The organism is Halalkalibacter wakoensis JCM 9140 (assembly GCF_000513095.1).
Taxonomy (GTDB): Bacteria; Bacillota; Bacilli; order Bacillales; family Bacillaceae_D; genus Halalkalibacter; species Halalkalibacter wakoensis.
The window spans coordinates 44,709-70,378 of sequence record NZ_BAUT01000016.1 but is presented as its reverse complement, the minus strand read 5'-3'; the positions used below and the strand labels follow the sequence as shown (position 1 = coordinate 70,378).

The window sequence follows — 25,670 nt, the reverse complement described above, 5'->3', positions numbered from 1 at the left end:
AAGGACCAACGGGACCAGAAGGGCCAACAGGACCAGAAGGACCAACAGGACCAGGAAGACCACAACGTTATTGTAATGTGTATTTTACAGGTATAACTACGAACGTTCCACCAGGAAGTCCAGTTCCATTTAATACAGAAGGGGTATGTACGGAAGGTGACTTTGTTCATACGCCTGGAGTGTTTACGTCGATTGAAGTTGTAAATGAGGGAGATTATCTTGTTAACTATAGTGTGATCTTTAATAATACCCCGCAAACTCAAGACGTATTAGGAGCGTTTGCATTATACCTTAATGGAGTAAGAGTAGATGCAAGTCGATTTGGAACACAAGTTAGGCTTCAAAATATACCAGCAGCTGCGAATACTAGACTGCAAGTAACAGGGGAAGCTATTTTATCTATTCCTGCAGGTGGAATACTTGAACTAAGAAATATAAGCGGTCAAACCGTTCATGTTTTTGACAATATCGCTGGAGCTCCGGTAAACGGTTCTGCGTTAACAATTGTTCAAATAGGTAATGACGAAATTTAAGAACAAGAAAATGGTCAATAGTTGAAGCTATTGACCATCTTCTTGTTTCAAAGATTGAAAATATTTGAGGTTATGTTTCACCATCGAATTATTTGGAGCAAACGTAGCAGCAATCTCATTATGTTTTTCAGCTTCTTTCACTTCACCAAGACGGTGATAGCAGACACAAAGCTGAAGGTGTGGCAACCAAGTATAACAGGAATGATTCACAAAAGGACTTTGTTGTGGTATTGGAACAGAAGTAGCAACTTTATACCAGGAAATAGCTCGCCGCACATCATTCTTCTGAAGATAAATGTAGCCGAGTCGACAGCAGATTTCTCCGCGCGGGCCATCGTAATGAAAGGCATTAATACAGGAACTTATAGCATTAGCCCAGTTTTTTTGATGAACATAGCAATCAGCTAATTTACCACATGCCACTATTTTGTCTTCACTCCACCCCTTTTTTCCTTTTAAAAATTTCTGATACCATTTTATGGCGTTTTCATATTCTCCATGATCTAAACATTCATTCGCATAATAATACTGATCACGAGGGGAAAATGTCTCTCCAGCTTTCAGAGCTTGTTCATAAATACGAATATTACGATCACTATGCTCTTTTTCTTTTTTATGCGTAATAGCAATATCAGATTTTTTAATATTGCCGAATACCTCTAAGTATTCATGGACGATCCCGTGCCATTTAAATTGCTTCTCTCTTTTGACTAGTCTGTTTCTTCTCGTACTAAATTCAGGATTACCATCAGCATCGAATGTTAGATGATAGTCCATTGTAACAGCATCAATCTCCTTGTTAAGTGTATTTTTTAACGTGAGAAGCTTTTTCTGGTTTTCTTCAGTTATGATATCGTCAGCATCAAGCCATAGAACATATTCTTTTGTTGCTTTAGAAAAGGCATAGTTTCTTGCTGCAGAAAAGTTGTTAATCCATTCAAAATCATAAATACAATTCGTAAATTCTTTCGCTATTTCCTTTGTTCGATCGATTGATCCTGTATCAACGATGATGATTTCATCAACAATGTGTGCAACAGATTGTAAACATTGACCCAAAGCATTCTCCTCGTCTTTTACAATCATACATAAACTGATTGTAATGGGATTAGTTTTGCCCATTTCGTCACCTCCTTTTTCATCGTATTAATGAGTACAGGAAAGCTGTTTACATTTTAAATAATGCAAGCGGCCATGAGCGCTGATTGTGTAAGTGATGAAGACCAATTTAGGAGTTGTGTCATATGCATCTTGTTTTAATTTCAAGAGGAACAGGAAAGCGCCTTTGGCCATTAACAACAATTTTACAGGTTTTTTTATGATGATTTTTATATAGAACGGTTTTCGGCAAGAATCAGGGAACGTTCATAACTTTCGTTTGCTGCAATAATATCGCCTTTAGCATAGAAAAATTCACTATTATCTAATTTCCACGTATGTTGGTGATTTTCTTGAAACCTATTAAGAACATAGTGATACTTGCTCGCTGAAAAAACTGGAAATCCATTTTCAATACATGATGTAATAAATCCAGTGTCCTCACCTTGATTCACGCTTGGAAAAGTAACTAGATTAGATACCTCTTTTTTAAAGAAAATCGTTCCTCCGGCGATCCATCTGGTGTACATATTTTCTGACTTTGGGAAAACTTCAATTAAATTTTTGTCTGCGTGTAAATAGGTGAGAAAGGACGTTTTTCCAACTACGGGTACATTGACTCTTTCACATGTGTCTTTGGCTTCCTGTAAGTAATAAGGAGAGTAGAAATCATCATCATCGAACTTTGCAATATAGTCTCCGTTTGCTTGTTGAATTCCGAAGTTCAAGCACTCTCCTAAAGTCTGATGCTCGGGTAGATGAAATACTTTGATATTGGAATCCTGAAGACATTTCGTTTGCCAAAGGTCTATGTCCATTTCATCTTTATTAAGAATTACAATCAATTCTTTCTGTTCATAAAGCTGGTTACGGAAATTAGAAAATACATTGTCCATAAACGATTCTCGGATCGTACTCGTAATGACTGATATCATAGCAACCTCCAGATATGATGGTTAAATGTGGTTATATTCAACATATTCTATTCAGTGCCTTTAGAGAAAGGAAGTTGACCAGTAAAAAAAGGAATAATGATTCATTTTCAAAGAACACTACATGGAAAGGAGGGGTGGTAAGTGAAAAAGGATCAAAAACGACAAACAATGGAAACAATCTCACAAGATGAGATAAACGAGCCTACTTCAAAAGAAGCAGAGAAGACGATTCCTGCACAGAAAGACGGCTTTCGTTATGACTATGATGACTCTTCCGATGTATAAAAAAAATTCATTTTAACAGCTGACAAATTCTCATTTGTCAGCTGTTATTTTTTTGCCAACAAAAAAATGAAAAACTGTTAAAATCAGAAAAGACAAAATGTTTTTCGTAATCCACTTACAATATATACAAAAGCGATCAAATTATAGAAGAAAGGGACTAGTATTTCATGCTGAAAAAAGGTGATAGGATCTTTAGGAATGGAAAGATATTTACATCAAATCCAAACCAGCCATACGCAAGTGCGATGGTGATTCGGGAAGGAGAAATCATTTGGATTGGTGAAAGTGAAGAGTTAGATGGAACGGGTGAGGATTTTGTGGACCTTAATGGGAAACGTGTTCTCCCAGGAATTATTGATGCACATATGCATCCGTTATTATTAGCAAATGCTGCAAAGCAAATTGCATGTACGCCACCACTTGTTTACTCTATTGAAGAGTTACTAAGGGAAATTAAGAAACAGCGATTTCAAGAGTCCGACTCGTGGATCGAGTGCTGGGGATATGATGAAGGCAAGTTAAAAGAAGGACGTGCCCCTAATCGATATGACTTAGACAAGGCATCAACGGATCTTCCGATTGTTGTGACACGGACATGTCTTCATATTGTTTCGGTAAATAGCAAAGCGCTTCAACTAGCTGGAATTGATGCAACAACGCCTGACCCTGTTGGAGGGGAAATTGATCGTGATCAAAACGGAGAGCCAACTGGAATCCTACGAGAAAATGCAAGGTACTTGGTACTCAATGTTATGCCATTAGAATCACTAGAAGATAACGCCCAAACGATCGCTGAGTTAAGCCCGAAACTTCTTTCCCATGGTATTACAGCCATAACCGATTTAATGGGGCGAACAGAGCCGATTGATTATTATAAATTGTACGAGAAAGCTCGTGAAAAAGGGCTCAAACAAAGAGTAGTACTCTACTATCTGTGGGAAGATGTAAAAAAGGAGCAGACGCTGCCGAGTGAAAAAATCGATTCAAACGAGCCAATCCATGTTGGGGGAGTAAAAGTTTTTACTGATGGAAGCATCTCTGGACAAACAGCTTGGGTGAAGGCCCCTTTTCATGAGAGTAATGTGTATGGAATTCAAATGACGTCAGAGGAAGAACTATGGGCGGCTGCGAGGGCAGCAAAGCAAAATCATATTCAATTGGTTATCCATGCAATGGGAGAGCATGCAATCGATTTTATACTAGACACATTTTCTGAATATGAAAGCTGGTTGACCAACGGCCCGTCAATTCGTATTGAACATGCTTCTTTGCCAACGGATGAAGCAATAAAACGTGCTGCTAAAGCAGGAATAGCATTTGTAACCCAACCCATTTTTCTTTTTGCAGAAATAGAAAGTTATCTTGCTAATCTTGGAACAGAGCGAACAAAAAGATCATACCCTGTGCAATCGATGTTAGAAGCTGGTGTTTTAGTTGCGTTTTCCTCGGATGCCCCGGCAACAGCTTGGGCTGATCCGGCGAATCCTTTTGTTGGCATGAAGGCGGCTGTTACACGTACTGCCTATGATGGAACAGATACAGGAGAAAATCAACGAATTGATGTCGAGACAGCCATAACTCTCTATACTCGAGAAGCTCAGCAAATCACTCGCATACCGAAAGTTGGTCAACTTGCTGTAGGATATTATGCTGATTTTATCGTTTTAGATCAGGATCTTTTAGAAATAGAACGAGAAAACATCGATCAAATTTGTGTCGAACAAACCTATTTAGGTGGAAGTCTGGTTTATAAAAGAATGAACTAGCATGAAGGTAATCAGAATGACAAAGTGAAAAATCAGACGTGTGTTGAAAAGGAACACTTTACTTTTTAGAAAATGATCATTAAGGTGATACTTATAGAAAGAGACTGCGAGCAGGAGGGTTAAATTATGAAGAGTTACAACGATGACAGCTTAGCTCTGCATACGGACGCTTATCAAATCAATATGACAGAGACGTACTGGCATGATGACATACATAACAGGAAAGCGGTATTTGAATTGTACTTTCGGAAAATGCCGTTTGGAAATGGCTACGGCGTGTTTGCTGGATTAGAGAAAATCATTGAATATATAAAAGGCTTTTCTTTTTCAGAAAGTGATATTGAATATTTACGGGAAGCTGTTGGCTATGAGGAAGAGTTTTTAACTTATTTAAAAACGATCCAATTTACTGGTACGATTCGCTCGATGAAAGAAGGAGAGTTGGTGTTTGACAATGAGCCGATTCTTCAAGTGGAGTCGACATTAGCTGAGGCGCAGTTAATTGAAACGGCTTTGTTAAACATTGTGAACTATCAAACATTGATTGCGACAAAAGCGTCACGAATTAAGCAAGTATTAGGGGAAGAAAAGGCATTAGAATTTGGTTCACGTCGAGCTCAAGAAATGGATGCGGCGATCTGGGGTACCAGAGCAGCGTTTATTGCTGGATTTGATGCGACAAGTAATGTACGTGCAGGGAAGATGTTTGGTATTCCGGTAGCTGGTACACATGCACATTCGATGATTCAAGTGTACAAAAGCGATTATCTAGCGATGAAAAAATATGCGGAGAGTTGTGTAAGACGTGAAAAGAAAGTGTTTATCCCTTTAGTTGATACATATGATGTGCTACGTTCGGGAGTTCCTGCAGCGATTAAGGTAGCAAAAGAATTCGAAGGGCAAGTTACATTTGCAGGTGTTCGACTAGATGGTGGAGATATGGCTTATTTGTCAAAGAAAACGAGACAAATGCTTGATGAGGCGGGATTTCATTCAACGCAAATTGTTGCTTCAAGTGATTTAGATGAAGAGACGATTTTAAGTTTGAAAGCGCAAGGAGCTAAAATTGATGTGTGGGGCATTGGGACGAAGCTGATTACAGCTTTCGATCAACCAGCACTAGGTGCCGTATATAAAATTGTTGCAATAGAAGATGATCAAGGCAATATGTTGATACGATTAAAATTTCTTCAAATCCAGAAAAAGTGACAACACCAGGAGAAAAACGTGTTTATCGAATTATCAATAAAGAGGGAAAATCAGAAGGGGATTACATTGCTTTAAAGGATGAAGATCCACAAAGCGAAGAGAGACTAAAAATGTTTCATCCGACTCATACGTTTATTAGCAAGTTTGTTAGCGAGTTTGAAGCGAAAGAACTACTAACCGACATTTTTGTTGATGGTGAGCTCATTTATGAAAGTCCTGATATTTTCGAGATTAAAAATTTTGTCTCAAACAATTTAGATGTCCTATGGGAAGAATACAAGCGAACATTAAACCCAGAAGAATACCCAGTTGATTTAAGTGAAAAATGCTGGGATAACAAAATGACCATTATTAAGAACATTAAAGCTGAAGTCAAAGGACAAATGTAGAAAGGCAAGGAGCAAAGCTCCTTGCCTTATTTAACATTAAAGGACATACGCGGAACCTACTATAACTAGTAGGATAAATAACACGACGATTAACGCGAAGCTATTTCCTGTAACGTGACTCATGAAGAATTCCTCCTTTTTTGAGTAGCTACAAGAGTAGTGTATGTAACGAGGTCGCAGTCGGATGGGCAGGTGTCCTGACTTTTGTTAAATTGGGCAGATGGCTAGTAAAAGGGGATTACCGGCGAATAAATATTCATTCTTTCTATTTTGTTCTTCCATGAACAACAAAAAAAGTCTGTGTTTTTACACAGACTTTTTAGTGAAATATTATTTTTCAGGAATGTCACAGCCATCCTCATCACAACTGATGCCTGGTTGAGTAACGCGTAGTCCATCTTGCTCAATAATTTGTTCCAACGATTGCACAAAGGCTTCAGTTGGCTGCGCTCCGGAAATTCCATATTTTTTATTAACTAAGAAAAAAGGGATGCTGCGAATGTTGTATTGGTCAGCTTGCTTTTCATCTTGACGGACAGTATCGCTAAAATCAGTGCTAGCAAGCATTGCTTCAGTCGCATTTGAATCGAGTCCAACGTCATCAGCAAGCGTAATTAACGTAGCATGATCACCGATGTGTTTTCCTTCCGTGTAGTACGCACGCAAAATTCGTTCAGTCATTTCATGCATCAACCCTTGTGTTTTTGCATACATCACGAGTCGGTGAGCATCAAAGGTGTTCGTTAATTTTTGTAAATCAAAACGGAAGTCTAGTCCAACTTCTTGCGCCATTTTCTCCATGTTGTCGCAGTTTGCTTTTGCTTGTTCTATGCTCATGCCATATTTAGAAGCTAATTTTTCATAAATTGAATAGCTAACATCGCGCTCCATCGTTGGATCTAATTCAAAGCATCGATAATCAACTTTTACAGGGTAAGATAGTTTTTGAATCGCGTCTTCCAGACGCTTTTTGCCAATATAGCAAAATGGTCAAGCGAAGTCTGTCCACATTTCAATGTGTAACATGAAGATCCCTCCAAGTAATTTAGTTCTTCATTAGTATAGCTAGCAAGGAGGGATTTGACTAATCATTTGCACTTGAAACATGAAGACATCGGCACAACTGTTTAATTTGTTGCGGCAAACGTGATCATGCCAATAACAAAAAATACGACGACTAAAGCCACTACAATGCCTTTTTTACGACCATATTGGTACCCGTACATTGGTCCACCTCATTCAAATAAAAATTTAGGAACCCCTCATATTAGGATATGATCATTCAGGTGGTTATGTTTGGGCGGATGACCAGATAATATTATAAATAACCTCCATAACAACGCTTGGCAAAAGAAGAATGGACATAATCAATCATTGAAACAAAATCAAAAATGGGAATGTTGGTAGCGTGTTGAACAGCTTTCGCGTATGGCGGAAGAAAGCTGCATTCAAGCAATATCGCCTTAACCTTTTGATTTTCCTTGATGATCTTCTCGGCTGCTGAAACGACTTCTTTTTCAATTTTTGTTGAATCCAAAGTTCCACTTTCAGAAAGGCAAGTTTGATAAAAATGAGTGGAATCCTCTAATCCGCTAACAACGACACGTTCGGGATGAACTTCTATCATATTTAACAATGTTTCATCAAGTAGTGTAGAATCAGCCGTAATAATCCCTACTTTCTCATCTTTGGTTACCATGTGCAGCATGAAAGGCAATTGCAATAAACTCGAAAGAAAAACGGGAACCTGTAAAGCCTTGCGCAATTCATGCTGATAAAACAACATAAATCCACAATCACCAGTAATGGCTTTAGCTCCGTCTTTAACTAGCTCTTTTCCTTTTGAGATCATCTCTTGCAGGACATCTTCGTTTTGGGTAACCAACTTTTGAGCAGTGATCCCTTTTAACGTTCGATATAGAACTGGGTAGGTGTATGTAGTAGCGTTTCCGACATCCCCAGGAATAAGTGGTACGAAGCTATCGAGCATGAGCACTCCAACGGTATGACCATAAAAAACTTGTCCCTTTTGTGCATGATATATCATAAAAGTAACTCCTTTTTGTTAGTCGTTTAGTTAGTATGAACGGTTTGTACAAATTGTAAAAAAGAGAAAAGGCAAGAAGCTCTGGAAAGCTCCTTGCCTACAGCAATTAAACGATATATGCAGACCCTACAATCACTAGTAGGATAAATAACACAACGATTAACGCAAAACTATTTCCAGTAGCATGACTCATGAAGAATTCCTCCTTTTTGAGTGGGTACACCATATCCCTATGTAGAGAAAGGCAAAAAAGGGTGGGCGGGTGTCCTTACTTCATTGAAAATAGGCGAATGTATATTGATTTATTTAAAAATTCTGTTATTAATTGGATGTCTTTTACTTGAAAAAAGGAAGTGACGTGGTATATTGAGACTAATACAATGAGATAAGGAGAGGGGAATGGATATGTCAGAAAATGACCAACAAGCAAGTTGTCAAATTAATGTGACACAAGAAGGTGCAGACACAAATATGACAAAGGAATTTGAGAAGGATGGTTCTTTTAAAAGACAGACAAATCGTTTTACAGCGCCGTTTGGAGACGAAGAGGGCCAACTCCCAGTTGAAAGAGACCGCTATCGCCTATTGTGGTCACCTGCATGCCCATGGGCTCACCGCTCTGTCATTGCCCGAAGGATTTTAGGGCTTGAAAATGTCATTAGTTTAGGTACAGCTAGTCCGATGCGACCAAACATTGATCGTGTTGATTGGGAATTTTCATTAGACAAAGATGGAATTGATCCTGCACTTGGTATTAAATATGTGAGTGAAGTATATATGAATGCTGACCCTGCCTACGCAGGTCGCCCCACTGTACCTGTTATGGTAGATTTGAAAACAAAGAAAGCGGTAAACAATGATTATTTTAGATTGACCAATTACTTAGAAACAGTATGGTCTCCTTTTCATAAAATTGAAGCACCGAACCTATATCCTGAGCATTTGCGTAATGACATTGATGAGTTAAACGAAATTATATTCCATGAGGTAAACAACGGTGTATACAAATGCGGATTTGCTCGCTCTCAAGAGGCGTACGAGGAAGCATTTGATACTTTATTTGCTCGTTTGGATAAGTTAGAAGAGCGTCTTTCTACACAACGCTTTTTATTTGGGGAATTTATTACGGATTCAGATATACGGTTGTATGCGACGTTGGTTCGGTTTGATCTAGCCTATTATAACGGCTTTAATACAAATCGAAATCTCATTCGTGAGTATGAGCATTTATGGGGCTATCTTCGTGATTTGTATCAAACCCCAGGTTTTGGAGATACAACGGACATTGATGCGATCAAAAAGCACTATCATGTCTCGATCACGATTTTTGAAAAAAATGGCGGAGTGAATATCTTACCGAAAGGGCCTGATGTATCAGTCTTAAAAACACCACATAATCGCGAGAAATTAAGCAAGCAAGATGGGAAATTTTTAATAGATGGAAGGAGCCAATAAAATGGAAATACGTAATGCGCGTCCAGGTGAATTAGACTTCATTCGTAAGCAACGAATTGAAGCGTACAGCGAGCATGCACAAGCAATTACGGACGAACATTGGCAAGCATTGAAACAAGCCATTTCATCTGAGGCCGATGTTCAAGAAGGGGTTGAACTGATTGTGGCCGAGACAGAGGGAGAGATTGTCGGCAGTGTTGCTCTTTTTCCTCCTAAGTCCGATGCGTACGAGGGATTGGTTGATGAAATTGACTACTCTGAAATTCGTTTACTTGCAGTTGCTAAAAAAGCTAGAGGGAAAGGTGTTGCTTCCGCGCTAATTAAGGAATGCATGAGACGAACGAAAGAAAAAGGGCTGGAAGCAATCGGATTACATACTGCTGATTTTATGAAAAGTGCGATTAAACTATACGGTGAATTGGGCTTTACGCGTTTACCAAAATATGATTTTGAGCCGGCTAATGATGGAGTAATTGTAAAGGCGTTTCGATTGGAATTATAATTTATACAATTTTTCAGTCAGTCCCTGATAAAGCTATCAGGGACTATTTTTCAGTAAACAGAGGTAGGCTGAAGAAAAAAACGAGGAAGGCCTAGGAAACACCCCGTTATACTAGAGGCACAAAAAGTACTAGTTCTATAAAAAGAAAAAAGGAACATGTCTTTAACTCATGAGTGGTGTTTCCTTTTTTAATCTTTACACTATATTTGTGAAATAAATACATTTAAGGATGAAAAAGTAACACTAGCAGGGGAATGACACGGAGACTCCTGCGGGACCAGTGACCCACGTGTGAGACCCCGGAGGCGACAGCCGAGGAGGCTCACCGGGCACCCGCGGAAAGCGTAGTGCATTCCCCTGCGGCTGATTACCCATTTCCAACAAGGCTAGCGCTTTTTAATCACGTAACAAACTATTATTAGTTGGCTTTTCTTTCATTCCACCAGCCCATTTTGTATGATAGGAAAAGAAATGTTTGTTTGAAAAAGGAGAAAAGAGAGATGAAAGAAGAAAACCAAGGGATGAAACCCTTTTATTCATTAGTATTATCTACCAAGATTCCGAAAAAAGGGCTTATGATAGGTTTACTCGCTAGCATCATTACGACTCTTGCATCTCTTGTCGTTCCAATCTTGACAAGGGAGTTAGTCGATGGTTTTTCGGTTGCTGCTGTAAGCGGGACAGTCCTAATTTTAATCGTCATCGCGTTTATCGTACAAGCTGTGTTAAACGGGGTATCATTATATTTATTAACAGCTGTTGGACAAAAGGTGGTTGCAAGGTTAAGAGGAATGGTGTGGGTGAAAATGCTTCATTTGCCTGTTTCGTATTTTGATCAAAATACAAGCGGGGAGTCAGTGAGTCGTGTAGTGAACGATACAAGTATCATACGTCAGTTGATTTCTGATCATTTTCCTCAATTTGTTACGGGGTTTATCTCCATTATTGGTGCTGTTACCATATTAATGTTCATGGATTGGAAAATGACGCTACTCATGCTGATTTCCGTACCAGTTATGATGATGATTATGATTCCATTAGGAAGAAGGATGGCGAAAATTTCACGAGGTCTTCAAGATGAAACGGCACAATTTTCAGGAGCTATCCAACAAACCTTAGGAGAAATTCGTTTAATGAAATCCTCTAATGCCGAGCGCTTTGAGAAGAAAAATGGATTTGCTGGAATTGAGCGTTTGCTTTCGTACGGATTAAAAGAAGCTCGTATTTTTGCTATTATTGCTCCTCTAATGTATGTCGTTGTGATGGCAGTCATAGTGATGATCATTGGGTACGGTGGAATTCGGGTTGCAAATGGAACGATGACAACAGGTTCCCTTGTTGCTTTTTTGCTTTATTTGTTTCAAATTATTATGCCACTAACTTCCTTTGCGAGATTTTTCACACAGCTTCAAAAAGCAAAAGGGGCAACGGAACGGATTATTAAGATTTTAGATTTGCCATCTGAAGAAGAAAAGAATGGGAAAGAAATTGATATTACGAATAAATCAGTTCACGTATCAAATGTTTCGTTTTCGTATGGAGAAGCTGAATCTGTATTGGAGAATGTTTCATTTTCCGCTGAGCCAGGACAAATGATTGCCTTTGCGGGGCCGAGTGGTGGGGGAAAAACGACGATGTTTGGTTTATTGGAGCGTTTTTATGAACCAACCTCTGGTGAAATACGGATTGGAGAAGTACCCATTAAGGAAATTTCATTAAAATCTTGGCGAAGTCAGATTGGTTATGTCTCTCAAGAAAGTGCGATGATGGCCGGGACAATTCGTGATAATTTATGTTATGGGTTGGAGTATAAAGAGGACATAACGGATGATATGCTTTGGAATGTAGCTAAAATGCGTATGCCGATCAATTTATTTCTTCTTTTGAAAAGGGGCTTGATACAGAAGTAGGGGAACGAGGTATAAAGCTCTCTGGGGGACAAAGGCAGCGGATTGCTATTGCCCGTGCTTTTTTACGAGATCCGAAAATCCTTATGCTCGATGAAGCAACAGCCAGTTAGATAGCCAATCAGAAGGAGTTGTTCAGCAAGCATTAGCACGGTTAATGGAGGGGCGAACCACTTTTGTGATTGCTCATCGTTTGTCTACGATTGTAGATGCTGATCACATTGTATTTATTGAAAAAGGAAAAGTGACAGGGATTGGACCACATCAGGAGTTAGTTAAGTCCCATCGTTTGTATCGAGAGTTTGCGGAGCAGCAGTTGACGTAGCTGCTTTTTGCATTTTCAAATATTTTTTGTCAGAAAAATTATTCTAATATATCCGATAAAAATAAAATAATTTCTATGGATGCAATCCATACTAAATAAGGTTATCATTTAAAAAGACATAGAACACTACTTAAGCCTGCGATGAAAGGTGATTCATAATGACAGTGTCTAATATAAACTTTTTTGAGATAATTAATGATTCTCCTGATGTGCTTTTAACTGTTAATATGGACGGAATAGTTACTTATGTGAATGAAACCTTTACAAAGGTTACCGGTCATAAAAAGAAAGTGGTAGTTGGAAAGCACTTATCTGAGGTACCCATTTTCACTAAAACATCAAAGAAGTACGTAGCTGATGTTTTTCCAACTCTTATTTCAGAGTCTATGAACACACCTTTTGAATTAACACTTGTTGATTCAATGAAGAAAAAGAGAGCGTATACAATTGTTCCTAGATTGTACCCTAAAGAGAAGCCTTTCTTGTTACTTGTGTTCAGAGATATGTATCAAGAATATCAGTTTGAAGAAAAAATGGAAACGCTACTTAAAAAGAATAAGCTTTATTTTGAGGCAATAGAAAATTCCCGCGTTGGCATTATCATAACAAATGCTATGAAAGAAGATAACCCTATCGTTTATGTGAACAAAGGATTTCGCGTGTTAACAGGTTATGTACCAATGGAAATTATAGGAAGGAATTGTCGATTTCTACAAGGGGAAAAATCCGATCCTAATACCATTAAGCTTATTCGTGAAGCAATTAAAAATGAGGTTCAGTTACAGACAGAAATTCTTAATTATAAAAAAGATGGAAGCCCATTTTGGAATGAGCTATCGATTAATCCTGTAAGAAATGATGAAGGGGAAGTGACTCACTTTATAGGGATTCAGCAGGATATAACAGATAGAAAAAGAAATGAGATTGAAATGAAACAAGATATCTTCGTGGCAAGACGACTACAGGAAGGTTTGTTTAGTAAACCTGTTACGGACGAGAAGATTTCAATTTGTGGTTATAATCATGCGTGCCGTCATTTAGGAGGAGATTTATATAAATGGACGAAGCTTGATGATCACCTTTATTCTGTATTTATAATGGATGTAATGGGACATGGCATAACAGCTTCCCTTCTGACGCTTGCATTTAATACAAAATATCTTTTTCTTATGGAAAGCAATGTGTATCATCCGAAAGACTTTCTCGATCGGTTGAATGATCACATGTTTACATTTTTAGATGAAACGTTTGAAGAATCAATTATGAAACCGTATTTTAGCTGTACTTACTTGTTAGTTGATACAAAGGCTAAAAAAGTCCACTATGTAAATGCGGGTCACCCGAGTTTTATTGTTAAAAACAAGGAACAAGTTGACTTTCATAGCTCCAACTCGATTCCAGTCGGTTTATTGAAAGATCACGTGTATGAAGAAGAAAGTTTTCACTTTGATAAGGATTCAGAAATCATTTTATATACCGATGGGGTATTAGAGAATTTGGCTGTTACGAAGGAGATGTTGGCTGAAATGGAGATAAATGAAAAGTCCATGAGAAAAGCAGAAACATTCTTTAGGTTAGACAAGCTAGAAGATGATATTACACTCATCCACATGAAATTGCATTGAGCTATTTAAAAGGTCAAATATGACCTTTTAAATAGCTTTTTTATAGGAATGCATTCCTATATTTCGAAGGCTAGGACTCAATGACTATCCTATTTCTAGAATCACAGGATTATCTTTGTCGAAAAGTAAAGTAAAAGCGCAAAAAATAGGAATCTGTTCCAATAGACGTAGGTATAATAACCTACGATAATGTGAGTATAGTAAACAACCCAAGAGTAAGGAGGGTTCAAGTTGACAGAGCATCGAAGAGGAGAACAGTTTGTTGTTTTTTCGGTAAATCAGCAGCTTTATTCATTATCTATTGAAGAAGTTGTAGAGATTTTAAGAGTTCCAACCATTACGAGTGTTCCTGGTATCAATGAAATGATTGAGGGAGTTATCAATCTTAGAGGGAGTATCATTCCAGTTATAAGCTTACATAAACGGTTTGATTTAAAAGTCCCAAAAAAACATAAAAAGAACCGAGTTGTTATCGTTCAGGGAGAAAGTGAAAACATTGGCTTAATCGTAGAAGAAGTACGAATGGTTACAAAGTTTGAAGAGGAGAATGTGGAACCAACTCCGGGACAAACGTTGAAAGAGGAGATCTTTAACGGTTTTGCCAAACTAGATGGACAAGTGATTGGTATTTTAGACCTTAAAAAAGTGTTATACGAATTTGAACAAGTAGGATAGGAGGTGTAGAGAGATGGATTTTGACTTGTCAGCCTATTTGGGGGTCTTTTTAGATGAGGTAGATGAACAATTACAAGTGTTAGATGATGAGATTCTTATTTTAGAAGGAAACCCTCAAAACAGCGAGACGATACAAAATATTTTCAGAGCAGCTCACACATTAAAGGGATCGTCTGCGTCGATGGGTTTTGAACAAATGAAGGAGTTTACTCATCATCTAGAAAATATTTTTGATCAAGTGAGACATGGAAATATAACAGTCACTTCTGAATTGATAAATATCATGTTTGAAAGCATTGATTTTATTAAAGTAATGAAAGGCGCTATTATCGATGGACAACTTGAGTCAGTAAAAATAGATGATCAAATAAATAAATTACAAAAAGTCTATGAAGGTACAAACCCATTGGTTCAGGTGGATGATATAAAAAAACAACGAGAAGAAAAGCCTATTGAGATGACGTATCCGCAGCTTGATGAGTTCCAACAAAATGCTCTGATAAAAGGAATAGAGTTAGGACATCATGTGTTTCTTATTTCTTTAAAGCTTTATGAAGAGTCATTAATGAAAAGTGTTAGGGCGTTTCTTATCTATAATAATTTAAAAGAAGTTGGTGAAATCATTGCAGCAACTCCTTCCATAGAAGAAATGGAAAACGAGGATATCTTAAATGGTAGACTAAGCTTCGTTTTATTAACACTGCATGCAAAGGAAGAAGTCTATGAGGTCATCCATCAAATCTCTGAGATTGCTAGTATCGAACTGAAAGCCATGACAGGTGAAGAGATCCAACAAGTAGGCGAAGAGGTAGGAGTAGAGTCTGATGTTGGACAAGAGCAGGAAATCACTTTAGATGAGCATGAGATGAAATCCCCAACAAAAGCAAAAGCGAAGATTAACCCAACTGTTCGTGTAGATGTAGATAAACTAGAGCATTTAATGAATCTTGTTGGAGAGCTAGTAATTGACCAAACGCGGTTAGTGGACGTTAGAGGTAGATTAAATGATGTGAATTCAAAGCAAGAAGATGACATCGAGATTTTAGACGAAGTGACTAACCATTTAAGTCGTGTTATCACAGAGCTGCAAGAAGGCATGATGAAAACGAGAATGCTGCCAATTGAGCAATTGTTTAATCGTTTTCCAAGAATGGTGAGAGATACCGCACAAAAAGCTAATAAAGAAATTGACTTCCATATGTATGGGAAAGAAACAGAGCTTGATCGTACATTAATTGAAGAAATTAGTGATCCAATTATTCACCTGTTAAGAAACTCGATTGATCATGGAATTGAAAGTCCAGAAGAACGAGCTCGGCTTGGAAAGCCAGAAAAAGGGTCGGTAGAATTACGAGCTACTCATGAAGAAAATCATGTTGTCATCTCAATTAAAGATGATGGCAAAGGAATCGATATTGAGAAAATAAAGCAGTCAGCGATTAAAAAAGGAATGATTTCAGAAGGTGAAGCGTCCAAATTAAATGATAAAGATGCCATGTTTCTTATCTTTAAATCTGGAGTTTCAACAGCAAAAGCAATCACGGACATATCAGGTCGTGGGGTTGGAATGGATATTGTCAGAGCGCATATTGAAAAGCTTAATGGCATTATTGATATTGATTCGACGCTAGGTATGGGAACGACATTTACCATTAAGCTTCCTCTTACACTTGCTATCATTCGGTCTTTGCTCGTTAAGTTTGGAAACAAAACATTTGCGATTCCACTTGTTAACGTATTAGAAATTATTCGACTTAATAATGAAGAGATCCAGATGATTAAAGGGAAAGAAGTTGGACTTGTAAGAGGACGAGTTCTTCCACTTGTCAGAATGAAAGAGAAATTAGGAATTCATGGTGACGACTCTACACAACTGCAGAAAAAACGTGAATTTGTCATTGTAGTAGGAATCGCTGATAAACGTATTGGAATTATTGCAGACCGGACGTTAGGAAATCAAGAAGTTGTAATCAAATCACTTGGTCCATACATAGGATCGCCTCCTTACATTTCGGGTGCAACCATTATGGGGGATGGAAGTGTAGCATTAATTCTCGATGTATCGTCTGTTGTAAGAGAGCAAGGAACACAAGACATAGAGAGTAATGAACATAATGCGAAGAAAGAGTTAGAGGATGAATGTCAGTTTGTTACATTTAAATTAGATACGGAGGAATATGCGATTGAGATACAAAGAGCCAAAGATATCGTCTCCGTTCCTCATATTACGAACGTTGTTCATAGCTCAGATGATTTATTAGGAATTATCAACTTAAGGGGGAATATGCTACCAGTCTATGATTTGCGAAAACGATTCAACCTTAAGTCTCAAGTGAGAACAAAGAAATCAAGAATTATCGTTGTTGAACATAAAGAGCAAGATATTGGGTTTTTAGTAGACGAAGTAACACAAGTGTTAAAAACAAGTATGAGTTCAATTGAAAAACCAAAAGCAGAAAATAGTTACAATCACTCTAACTTAATTAAAGGAATTAGCAAGGTTAATGAAAGAATTATATTGATACTCGAATTCAATGAGATTTTAAGAAAAATAGAATTACCAGAAACAAAAGATCAAATAGTTGTATCACAATAAAACCCTTTTATTTGAACGGAGGAAGAATACATGGGATTTTTTACTAAACCAAAATTACAAACAGATCAATTTTTACGTACGACAATGGAATTAGAACAGGAAATTATGCAATTAACGGAAGCGATGAAACAGATTTCTGAAGGGAAAAGTGTTCAAGCATCTTCATTAGATGACACGGGTTCGATGATGTCGAATTTATCAAATTCAATTTCAGGTGTTGTCAAAAATACAGAGAGTTTACGGGAAACGTCAAGTAAATCATTTCTCTTATTGGATGGAATATTAGATTCAATTAAAGGGGTAGATAGCAATGTTACAAGCAGTGCACATTCTATTGATGAAATAAGTGCTGCTATGGAAGAAATGGCTAGTCAAATTAAAGGGGTATCGGGAAAAGCGGAATTACTAACGTTAGTTGCAAAAGAAGCAACGAGTTCGATCCAAGAAATTGCAGCATCCGTTCAACAAGTATCTGCTAATGCAGTGAGCACCACAAGTTCAGTTGAAGGTATAACCGTCGCTATGGAACAAATGAGTAAATCGATTGTTGGAGTCGCGACAAATGCAGAAAGCTTGGCGGAATCAGCGAAAAGTTCAAGTGATGCTATTACTGAGTTAGCAACATCGATTCAACAAGTTTCAGGTAATTCACAAAAAACGGCCGCGTCAGTGGAACAAATTTCAGCTTCAATAGAAGAAATGGCCGTATCGATCAAAGGGATTTCACAAAATGCAGAAAGTTTAACGTCATCAGCTCAAAATACGAGTGCAGTGATTCAAGAGTTGGCTGCTTCAATTGAACAGGTTGCAGGAAATGCCAAAAGTACATCTGCTTCAGTGGAAGAAGTATCAGCAGCAATTGAAGAAATGGCCGTTTCGGTTGAACAAGTTGGGAAAAATACAGAAAGCCTAACAGACTCAGCGAAACAGACGAATGATGGTATGCAAGAAATGGCCGCATCTGTAGAACAAGTGGCTAAAAATGCAGCTAGTACTACCGGATCGGTAGAAGAAGTATCAGCAGCTATAGAAGAGATGGGTAGCCAAGTGAAAGGAGTAGCAGGAAATGCTGAAGTGTTGTCTGTATCGGTTGAATCAACAAGTGCATCCGTTGAAGAATTGGCAGCTTCAATTCAGCAAGTTGCTGGCAATGCTGGAAGTACAGCAAGCTCTGTCGAACAAATTTCAGCTTCGATTGAACAAATGGGCAGTTCCATTAAAAGAGTAGCGGCCAATGCAGAAAATTTAACAGATGCTGCTAAAAACACAAGTGAGGTTGTTCAGGAAATGGCGTCTTCTATTGAACAAGTAGCAGGAAATGCCAAAAGCACAGCAAGTTCGGTAGAGGAAGTATCAGCTGCCATTGAAGAAATGGGAAGCCAAGTGCGAGGTGTTTCCCAAAATGCCGACACTCTAAACCAATCAACAATAGAAGTATCCGCCTCTATTCAAGAAATGGCGGCATCGGTACAACAAGTAGCCGGTAATGCACAAAGTACAGCGAGCTCAGTTGAACAAGTATCCGCCTCTATTGAACAAATGGGGAAATCGATTAGAGGGGTGTCGGTTAATGCGGCTAGCTTAACTCAATCAGCTACAGACACAAATGATGCTATCCAAGAAATGGCCGCATCGATTCAACAAGTAGCAGGGAATGCGGAAAACGTAAATCAATTGACGATTTCAGTGACACAAGATGCCCAAAATGGTCGTGAAGCCGTACATGAATCAGTTGAAGGGATGAAGGAGATTGGGGAAGTTGTGCAAAGAGCTTCACAAGTGATGCAAAGCCTAGGAAAGAGCTCTGATGAAATTGGAAGCATCATTGAAGTAATTGATGATATTGCAGAACAAACGAATTTACTAGCCTTGAATGCAGCGATTGAAGCGGCTAGAGCAGGAGAACATGGTAAAGGATTTAGTGTCGTCGCTGATGAGGTTAGAAAGCTTGCAGAAAGAACAGCTTCAGCGACGAAGGAAATTGCAGGGTTGATTAAAGGGATTCAAGGAGAAACAACAGATGCCATTAAAGCAATTGAGGTTGGAGAAGAAAAAGTAGAACATGGAAATAAATTATCAACAAGAGCACGAGGTGCAATTGATCAAATTGTTTCCGGTGTAGAGAATATCACAAATGAAGTTTCTCAGATTACAACTGCGACCTCTGAACAAGCAAAGCAGTCTCAAGACATTGTCAAATCGATAGAAAATGTAACGGAGCAGGCCAAACAAGTCACGCAAGCGACAACTGAACAAACAGCTGGAGTAGAAGAAATCATAAAAGGTGCGAACAATGCTAAAGATCAAGTGAAGCAAATAACAGACGCAACACAAGAGCAGGCCATTCAAGCCCAACAAATTGAGCAGTCAGTAAGCAGTATGACTGTTCAAGTCGAACAAGTGACTCAAGCGGTTAAAGAACAGGTTGCAGGTGTAGATGAAATTATTCAAGGAGTAACTAATGCACGTGAACAAGTAAAGCAAATTACAACGGCAACAGAAGTGCAGGCAGAACAGGGGCGGAGTGTGGTCTCGTTAGTTCAAGGTGTAACGAATCAGGCTGAACTTGTTACAACTGCAACGAAAGAACAAACACTAGCAGTTGAAGAAATCATTTCAGGTGTAAGAAACGCAAGAGAACAAGTGAAACAAATTTCTGGTGCAGCTGAAGAACAAGCAAAACAAAGTCAATCGATTAGTACTGAAGTGACAAGCATGGTTAGTCAAACAAATCAAGTTAAGGAAGCTATGAAAGAGCAGGCAGCTGGAGTGGAAGAGATTATTAAAAGTGTTGTGAATGCAAGAGAGCAAGTGGTACAGGTAACATCAGCAACACAAGAGCAGACCAGACAAGCCGGTTTAATTGTTAAATTGATGCAAAATGTAACGAGTCAAGCAGAACAAGTGAAACAAGCAACTGATGAACAGCGTGCAAGCACGAAAGAAATTATTCGTGGGGTTGCCAACGCAAGGGAACAAGTAAAGCAAATTACAGTTGCGACAGAAGAACAAGCTAGACAAGCCCAAGAAGTTGTCAAAGCGGTTGAAAATGTTACCAATCAAGCAAGTCAAGTGACAACAGCTGTTATTGAACAAGCATCAAGTGTTGATGAGATCATTGCTGGGGTTTCAGAAGCTCGTGAGCAAGTGAAGCAAGTATCACAAGCAACAACGGAACAAGCAAAACAAGCAGATAGCATCGTTCAATCGATTCAGAATGTAACAGACCAAGCCGAATTAGTCACAAAGGCAACAGTGGAGCAAGCAGGTGGGGCTGAGGAAGTTGCTTCTGAAGTGAGAAACACGAAGGAGCAAATGTTGCAAATTACTCAAGCGATGGAACAGCAAGCAAGTGAATCAAGTGCAATTGTTTCCATCATTGAAAATATTACGAATCAAGCTGAGTTTGTAACGGATTCGACGAAAGAACAAGCAGTTGGAGTCGAGGAAGTCGTGAAAAGCTTAACAAATATCGGTACTCAAATGAGCAATGTATCCCAAGCTACTAAAGGGTTAACGAGTGATAGTGATAAAGTTGTAAAGATGATAGAAAATGTGAAAGAACAATCGGATGATGTGTTACAAGCAACGAAAGAACAAGAGGATGAAGTGAAAGAAATTACGAGAACGATAAAAGAGGTTAATGGATTATTTTCTAAAAGTGGAAACGACATGGATAATGTTCAAACCTTTGCAAAAAACATGAGAGAAAAGAAAACAGAATTGCATTCGCTCATTCAAGCAGTTAAGTAATTTTTGAGGAGACCGTTGAGTGGCGCTCAACGGTTTTTTCAACAAAAGGGAGAATTAGAATGGAACACTATGCGCTAAATCAGTTAGGGCAAATCGTCTATAACTATTGTGGATTAAACTACCTTGATAACTTGCCATCTCTTCAATCAAAGGTAACAAAGAGATTGCAAGACTTAGGTAATATATCTTTATATAATTATATAAAGTACATCGAGCAACATCCGACAGAATGGGAAGTACTAGTTGAAATCTTAACTGTCAATGAAACCTATTTTTTTAGAGAAGATAAGCAATTATCAGTCTATCAGGAAATTGTTTTACCTAGTTTACAAGAAAAGGATAGCCAACAACCGATTAAGGTATGGAGTGCGGCTTGTTCGACAGGAGAAGAACCATATTCTCTTGCTATGACAACACTTGATTCCCCCCACCAATTATCTCGAACTGTACAAATTGTTGGAACAGACATTAGTAAACGAGTTCTGCATACGGCCGAACAAGGTGTGTATAGTAAACATTCCTTGTCTTTTCGAAGAATGCCTGAACATTGGTTGAAACAATATTTCACTGAGCACCCTGACAAATATGCACTTAATCCTAAAGTAAAGAATATGGTTGAGTTTCAATATTTGAATTTATTAGATGAGACAAATATGGGAAGAAGGCAAGAGTACGATGTGATTTTTTGCCGTAATGTTTTGATCTATTTTAATACTGAGACTGTAAAAAAAGTAGCTAGTTCTTTCTATCATTCGTTAAAAAAGGGTGGTGTCTTGTTTTTAGGGCATGCTGAAACGATTTCAAACATGGGCATTGGATTTGAGACGATAAGTACAAACGGGACTTTCTATTATCGGAAGGAGTAGCAGATAATGACGAAACAATATGGTGTACTTGTCGTAGATGACTCTGCTTTTATGAGAAAAACGATCAGTGGTTTGATTGAAATGAGCCCTTATTTATTTGTAATAGGTAAGGCAAGAAATGGTATAGATGCCATAGAAAAAATAAAGCGTCTTAAACCAGCCATTGTTACACTGGATATTGAAATGCCAGAATTAAATGGATTGAGTGCTCTTGAAAAGATCATGGAAGAATGTCCAGTGCCAGTCGTCATGCTAAGCAATGGAGCTGACTCTACATTAGAAGCTTTTGAATTAGGGGCCGTTGACTTTCTAGTAAAGGAAACATTAATCAAAGACATTACAGAAAAGGCACTAGAAGAGGTTCATAATCGTTTAGTTACAGCAGCTAATGCTAAACTACCCAAAATAGTAGCTGTAAAGACAAAGCCGACAATCTTAAAAGAAGATTTGATATTAAAAGAACAAATGAATAAGAATTTACTGATCATTGGAAGCTCGACGGGAGGTCCTTCTGCTTTGCAGTCTATTTTAACTAGGTTTCCTAGTGATTTCTCGATTCCAATCGTTGTTATTCAACATATGCCCCCTGGATTTACGAAACCACTTGCCGAGAGGTTTGATGGACTGTGCTCTTTACAAGTTAAAGAAGCAGAACACCATGATATTTTAGAAGCAGGAACGATTTATATTGCTCCAGCTGGACTACAAACGACCATACAAAAAACCACTTCGAATCACTATCAAGTGAAATTAAAAATATCTGCTCCAATTGAGACTTTATATAAGCCATCTGTTGATGTTACGTTGCTCTCAGTTGCTGAATTAAGCAAAAATCAACTTCTCACAGTTATTTTAACTGGGATGGGAGATGACGGATTAAGGGGCGGTAGAAAAGTAAAGCAGTTTGGGGGGACTTTATTAGCAGAATCAGAAGAAACTTGTATCGTCTACGGAATGCCAAAAGTAGTTTTTGAAGCGGGGCTAGTGGACAAGCAAGTTCCATTACCTGAAATGTATGATGAGATTATGCACTTTCTTTATCTAGACTAACTTAAGAAAGCGAGAAAACAACATGTTAGAGAAAGAAATTGTAAACAAAGATGATATTTATGATGCCATGAAATATACAGAAAAATTAGCAGAGAAAGCTGGTTTTTCTTATGATGTAGTATTAAAGTTACAATTGGTAACAGAAGAGGCATGTATGAATGCCTTTGAATATTGTCAAAGCAGAAAAATTGCTTCTTTTCATTTGCTATGGAACATTCAAAAGGATTTTTTTGAGATGATTGTAAAGCAAAAAGGAGGATATTTCACGTTAGTAGAAAAAAGTGCCGTGAATAAGGAGTTAAGAGGAAGAGGGCTTACATTGATAATGAACTTATTAGATAGAGTCGAAGTAAAACAAGAATCTGAATATGTAACGTTATATATGAGAAAGGAAAAAAACTAAAAAATGATGCGATTAATTAAGAAAAACTTATTAAGTATTCTTCAGGTTGATAAAGAAATTACAATTAAAAATGCAGATGAATTTAAAGAAAACATGGAAGTTTTTTTAGACGAAGCAGAGAAATTCCTTATTTTAGATTTAACAAAAGTTTCTTATTTGAATAGTGCAGCACTAGGAATCATTGCTCATGCAGCGATGAATGCAAAGAAAAGCAATAAAGAGCTTGTTATTGCAGGAGTTAATCCTCCGATAAGTGAAATCTTTGAAATTGTTAAATTTTCAACATTTATGGAACTTTTTCAAACGGTGGAAGAGGCGGAGGAGTATTATTTAGAAGTGTTGTGAAGTTCAAAACCTACTAAGAGTAAAGGAGAAAACATATGGAGGAGAATAAACGGATATTCCCACTTTCTCCGTTACAAGACAGTAAAGATCTCAAAGAAAGCGCTGTATTACTAAAAGAGGAGCTTGATGCTTTTAAAGCACTAGCAAAAGGGTCATCCATGACGCGTGTTCTTGCAAAATTATGTAGCACGATAGAAAGCCAATTATTAGAGGCGTTTTGTTCAATTGTTTTGATTGATTCAGAAAGTGGCAAAGTAAACCTTGGAGCTAGTCCATCTCTACCTGTAACATTTACAATGAAATTAGTAGAAAAAGGATTACTCTTTGAAGTCATTGAATCAAAAAAATTGGTTGTTCTAAAGGATGTAGAAGAGAAAATAAAGAATAGGGACAAGCGAACGAATATAGAGATTAATACAATATGGTTGCTTCCAGTTGTTTCAGAAGATGAAATGGTTGGCGTGTTGTGTATTTCACAGCAAACTAGTAATCAGTTATCAAAAGCTTTGCTAGAAAGATTATCCTATTTTTCAAAGACTTTTGGATTAATTATTACGAAGTATAGACGTGATCAACAATCTAAAATGCTTGACCGATTAACGGGATTGCCAAATAGAGACTATTTGTATTCGAAAATAAACAGACACATTGAGCAAGTAATGACAGTAAATGAGTCATTTGCTTTTCTTTATATAGATTGTGATCGGTTTACAATGTTAAACGGTTCATTTGGTCAGCAAGTAGGAGACATGATCTTAAAAAAGCTCGCTCAAGAGCTACATCATTTTATAGGAGAAAATGGTATTTTAAGTAGAATTGATTCTGATGAGTTTGTTTTATTTTGCACGTACAAGGAAGCCGCTGATATAAAAAGGAAAGTGGAAGGGATTTTTTCTATTTTTAAAAAACCTTGGCATATCAATGATCATAAGTTTCCACTAACGGTTAGTATTGGCATTTCTGAATACCCGATTGATGGATTGAACGTTCATTCATTACTTGAAAAAGCGGAATTAGCTTTAAAACAAGCAAAAAAAGAAGGGCTAAATCAAGCTGTCTATTATCAAGAAAGTCAGCAACACATCAATTATTCAAGACAAATCGTGTTAGAAAATGATTTGCGTTCTGCGATTGAACGAGATGAATTTGCCTTGTATTATCAGCCGCAAGTCAATGTTCGGACAAAACAAATTGAAGGAGTGGAGGCGTTATTACGATGGGAGCATCCAGAATTTGGTGTGGTCTCGCCAGCTGAATTTATTCCGATACTTGAGGATACCGATTTGATCATTCCTTTAGGGGAAGTCATTTTAATAAAGGCTTGTATGCAACAAATGGAGTGGGTTAAAAAAGGGTTACCACCTGTAACTGTTTCTGTTAATATTTCACCTGTCCAATTTAAACCAGGGATTATTATTAATGCAGTGAAGAAAGCAATACGAAAGTCAGGAATAAAACCCCAATTCTTGAATTTAGAAATAACCGAAGGGATGCTCATTCATAATGTAAAAGAAACCCATTGTATTTTAACGACTTTAAATGAAATGGGGATTCGGGTTGCGATCGATGATTTTGGAACAGGTTATTCATCTTTATCCTATTTAAAGCAATTTCCTATTAAAACAATCAAAATTGACCGCTCGTTTGTAAAAGATATTGTTATGGATAACCAAGATCGTGCTATTGTTAAGGCCATTATTGAAATGGGCAAATCGTTGAACATGGACCTAGTTGCTGAAGGTGTCGAAAATGTCCAGCAAGTAAAGGTATTAAAGGATGAAGGGTGTCATTTTCTTCAAGGTTTTTACTTTAGTAAACCGATGTCAAACAGGGAAGTTGAGCAGCAACTGCAGCGGTGGATTGATTTAAAAGAATCGATTAAATGGGAATGAATTATGTACTTCAG

The 25,670-nt window shown here is 37.8% G+C and carries 19 protein-coding genes and 3 pseudogenes; 16 read left to right on the top strand and 6 right to left on the bottom strand.

The features are described from left to right. A pseudogene (locus JCM9140_RS08910) lies at window positions 1-533 on the top strand (hypothetical protein); the annotation flags it as partial. A 27-nt stretch (window positions 534-560) separates the two neighbouring features. Here JCM9140_RS08910 and JCM9140_RS08905 read toward each other — a convergent pair. Together JCM9140_RS08905 and JCM9140_RS08900 are read right to left on the bottom strand one after the other, a co-directional pair. Further along, entirely contained in the window at window positions 561-1,655 is a 1,095-nt protein-coding gene (locus JCM9140_RS08905) for a tetratricopeptide repeat-containing glycosyltransferase family 2 protein (RefSeq protein WP_034745105.1), read from the bottom strand. Window positions 1,656-1,861: 206 nt separating this feature from the next. Further along, a complete protein-coding gene (locus JCM9140_RS08900) occupies window positions 1,862-2,566 on the bottom strand; it encodes a glycosyltransferase family 2 protein (RefSeq protein WP_052002158.1) in 705 nt (234 codons plus the stop codon). 141 nt (window positions 2,567-2,707) lie between these two features. Here JCM9140_RS08900 and JCM9140_RS23690 point away from each other — a divergent pair, with 141 nt between their 5' ends. From JCM9140_RS23690 to JCM9140_RS08890, 3 genes and pseudogenes are all read left to right on the top strand, one after another. Continuing rightward, on the top strand, window positions 2,708-2,851 hold the full coding sequence (locus JCM9140_RS23690; RefSeq protein WP_156314840.1) for a hypothetical protein: 144 nt from the start codon (window positions 2,708-2,710) through the stop codon (window positions 2,849-2,851). Window positions 2,852-3,018: 167 nt separating this feature from the next. Further along, on the top strand, window positions 3,019-4,617 hold the full coding sequence (locus JCM9140_RS08895; protein ID WP_034745103.1) for an amidohydrolase: 1,599 nt from the start codon (window positions 3,019-3,021) through the stop codon (window positions 4,615-4,617). Between the two features lie 126 nt (window positions 4,618-4,743). Further along, a pseudogene (locus tag JCM9140_RS08890) lies at window positions 4,744-6,215 on the top strand (nicotinate phosphoribosyltransferase). Window positions 6,216-6,251: 36 nt separating this feature from the next. Here JCM9140_RS08890 and JCM9140_RS23135 read toward each other — a convergent pair. From JCM9140_RS23135 to JCM9140_RS23130, 4 genes are all read right to left on the bottom strand, one after another. Beyond that, entirely contained in the window at window positions 6,252-6,338 is an 87-nt protein-coding gene (locus JCM9140_RS23135; RefSeq protein ID WP_081727639.1) for a YjcZ family sporulation protein, read from the bottom strand. A gap of 207 nt (window positions 6,339-6,545) precedes the next feature. Beyond that, window positions 6,546-7,193 (bottom strand): DsbA family oxidoreductase, encoded by a 648-nt coding sequence (locus JCM9140_RS08885; RefSeq protein WP_081727638.1) that lies wholly within the window; start codon window positions 7,191-7,193, stop codon window positions 6,546-6,548. Window positions 7,194-7,533: 340 nt separating this feature from the next. Then, a complete protein-coding gene (locus tag JCM9140_RS08880; RefSeq protein WP_034745099.1) occupies window positions 7,534-8,262 on the bottom strand; it encodes an aspartate/glutamate racemase family protein in 729 nt (242 codons plus the stop codon). A 106-nt stretch (window positions 8,263-8,368) separates the two neighbouring features. Continuing rightward, a complete protein-coding gene (locus JCM9140_RS23130) occupies window positions 8,369-8,455 on the bottom strand; it encodes a YjcZ family sporulation protein (protein WP_156314841.1) in 87 nt (28 codons plus the stop codon). Between the two features lie 212 nt (window positions 8,456-8,667). Between JCM9140_RS23130 and JCM9140_RS08875 the strand changes: the two genes are divergently transcribed. The 12 genes and pseudogenes from JCM9140_RS08875 (at window position 8,668) to JCM9140_RS08820 (ending at window position 25,656) form a co-directional block, all read left to right on the top strand. After that, entirely contained in the window at window positions 8,668-9,717 is a 1,050-nt protein-coding gene (locus tag JCM9140_RS08875) for a glutathione S-transferase family protein (RefSeq protein ID WP_034745137.1), read from the top strand. A gap of 1 nt (window position 9,718) precedes the next feature. Beyond that, complete coding sequence (locus JCM9140_RS08870) at window positions 9,719-10,219, top strand: GNAT family N-acetyltransferase (RefSeq protein ID WP_034745097.1); 501 nt, start codon at window positions 9,719-9,721, stop codon at window positions 10,217-10,219. Between the two features lie 500 nt (window positions 10,220-10,719). Next, a pseudogene (locus JCM9140_RS08865) lies at window positions 10,720-12,451 on the top strand (ABC transporter ATP-binding protein). Window positions 12,452-12,609: 158 nt separating this feature from the next. Next, entirely contained in the window at window positions 12,610-14,076 is a 1,467-nt protein-coding gene (locus JCM9140_RS08860; RefSeq protein WP_034745095.1) for a PAS domain-containing protein, read from the top strand. A gap of 231 nt (window positions 14,077-14,307) precedes the next feature. Further along, window positions 14,308-14,751, top strand: coding sequence for a chemotaxis protein CheW (locus JCM9140_RS08855; protein WP_034745092.1), 444 nt, complete (start codon window positions 14,308-14,310; stop codon window positions 14,749-14,751). A gap of 13 nt (window positions 14,752-14,764) precedes the next feature. After that, window positions 14,765-17,347 (top strand): chemotaxis protein CheW, encoded by a 2,583-nt coding sequence (locus tag JCM9140_RS08850; RefSeq protein ID WP_034745090.1) that lies wholly within the window; start codon window positions 14,765-14,767, stop codon window positions 17,345-17,347. Window positions 17,348-17,377: 30 nt separating this feature from the next. After that, window positions 17,378-21,100 (top strand): methyl-accepting chemotaxis protein, encoded by a 3,723-nt coding sequence (locus JCM9140_RS08845; protein WP_052002157.1) that lies wholly within the window; start codon window positions 17,378-17,380, stop codon window positions 21,098-21,100. A gap of 59 nt (window positions 21,101-21,159) precedes the next feature. Continuing rightward, entirely contained in the window at window positions 21,160-21,966 is an 807-nt protein-coding gene (locus JCM9140_RS08840) for a CheR family methyltransferase (protein ID WP_034745088.1), read from the top strand. A gap of 6 nt (window positions 21,967-21,972) precedes the next feature. Beyond that, window positions 21,973-23,016: a protein-glutamate methylesterase/protein-glutamine glutaminase gene (locus JCM9140_RS08835; protein ID WP_034745086.1), complete on the top strand. Its 1,044-nt coding sequence runs from the start codon at window positions 21,973-21,975 to the stop codon at window positions 23,014-23,016. Window positions 23,017-23,038: 22 nt separating this feature from the next. After that, the gene (locus tag JCM9140_RS08830) at window positions 23,039-23,419 is read left to right on the top strand and encodes an ATP-binding protein (RefSeq protein WP_034745084.1); all 381 of its coding nucleotides are present in this window, start codon (window positions 23,039-23,041) and stop codon (window positions 23,417-23,419) included. Between the two features lie 3 nt (window positions 23,420-23,422). Then, window positions 23,423-23,764 carry an STAS domain-containing protein gene (locus JCM9140_RS08825; protein WP_156314839.1) on the top strand — a complete coding sequence of 114 codons (342 nt, stop codon included), beginning with the start codon at window positions 23,423-23,425 and terminating at the stop codon, window positions 23,762-23,764. Between the two features lie 35 nt (window positions 23,765-23,799). Then, window positions 23,800-25,656, top strand: a complete 1,857-nt coding sequence (locus JCM9140_RS08820) for a bifunctional diguanylate cyclase/phosphodiesterase (protein WP_052002156.1) — start codon at window positions 23,800-23,802, stop codon at window positions 25,654-25,656. Window positions 25,657-25,670 lie beyond the last annotated feature (14 nt).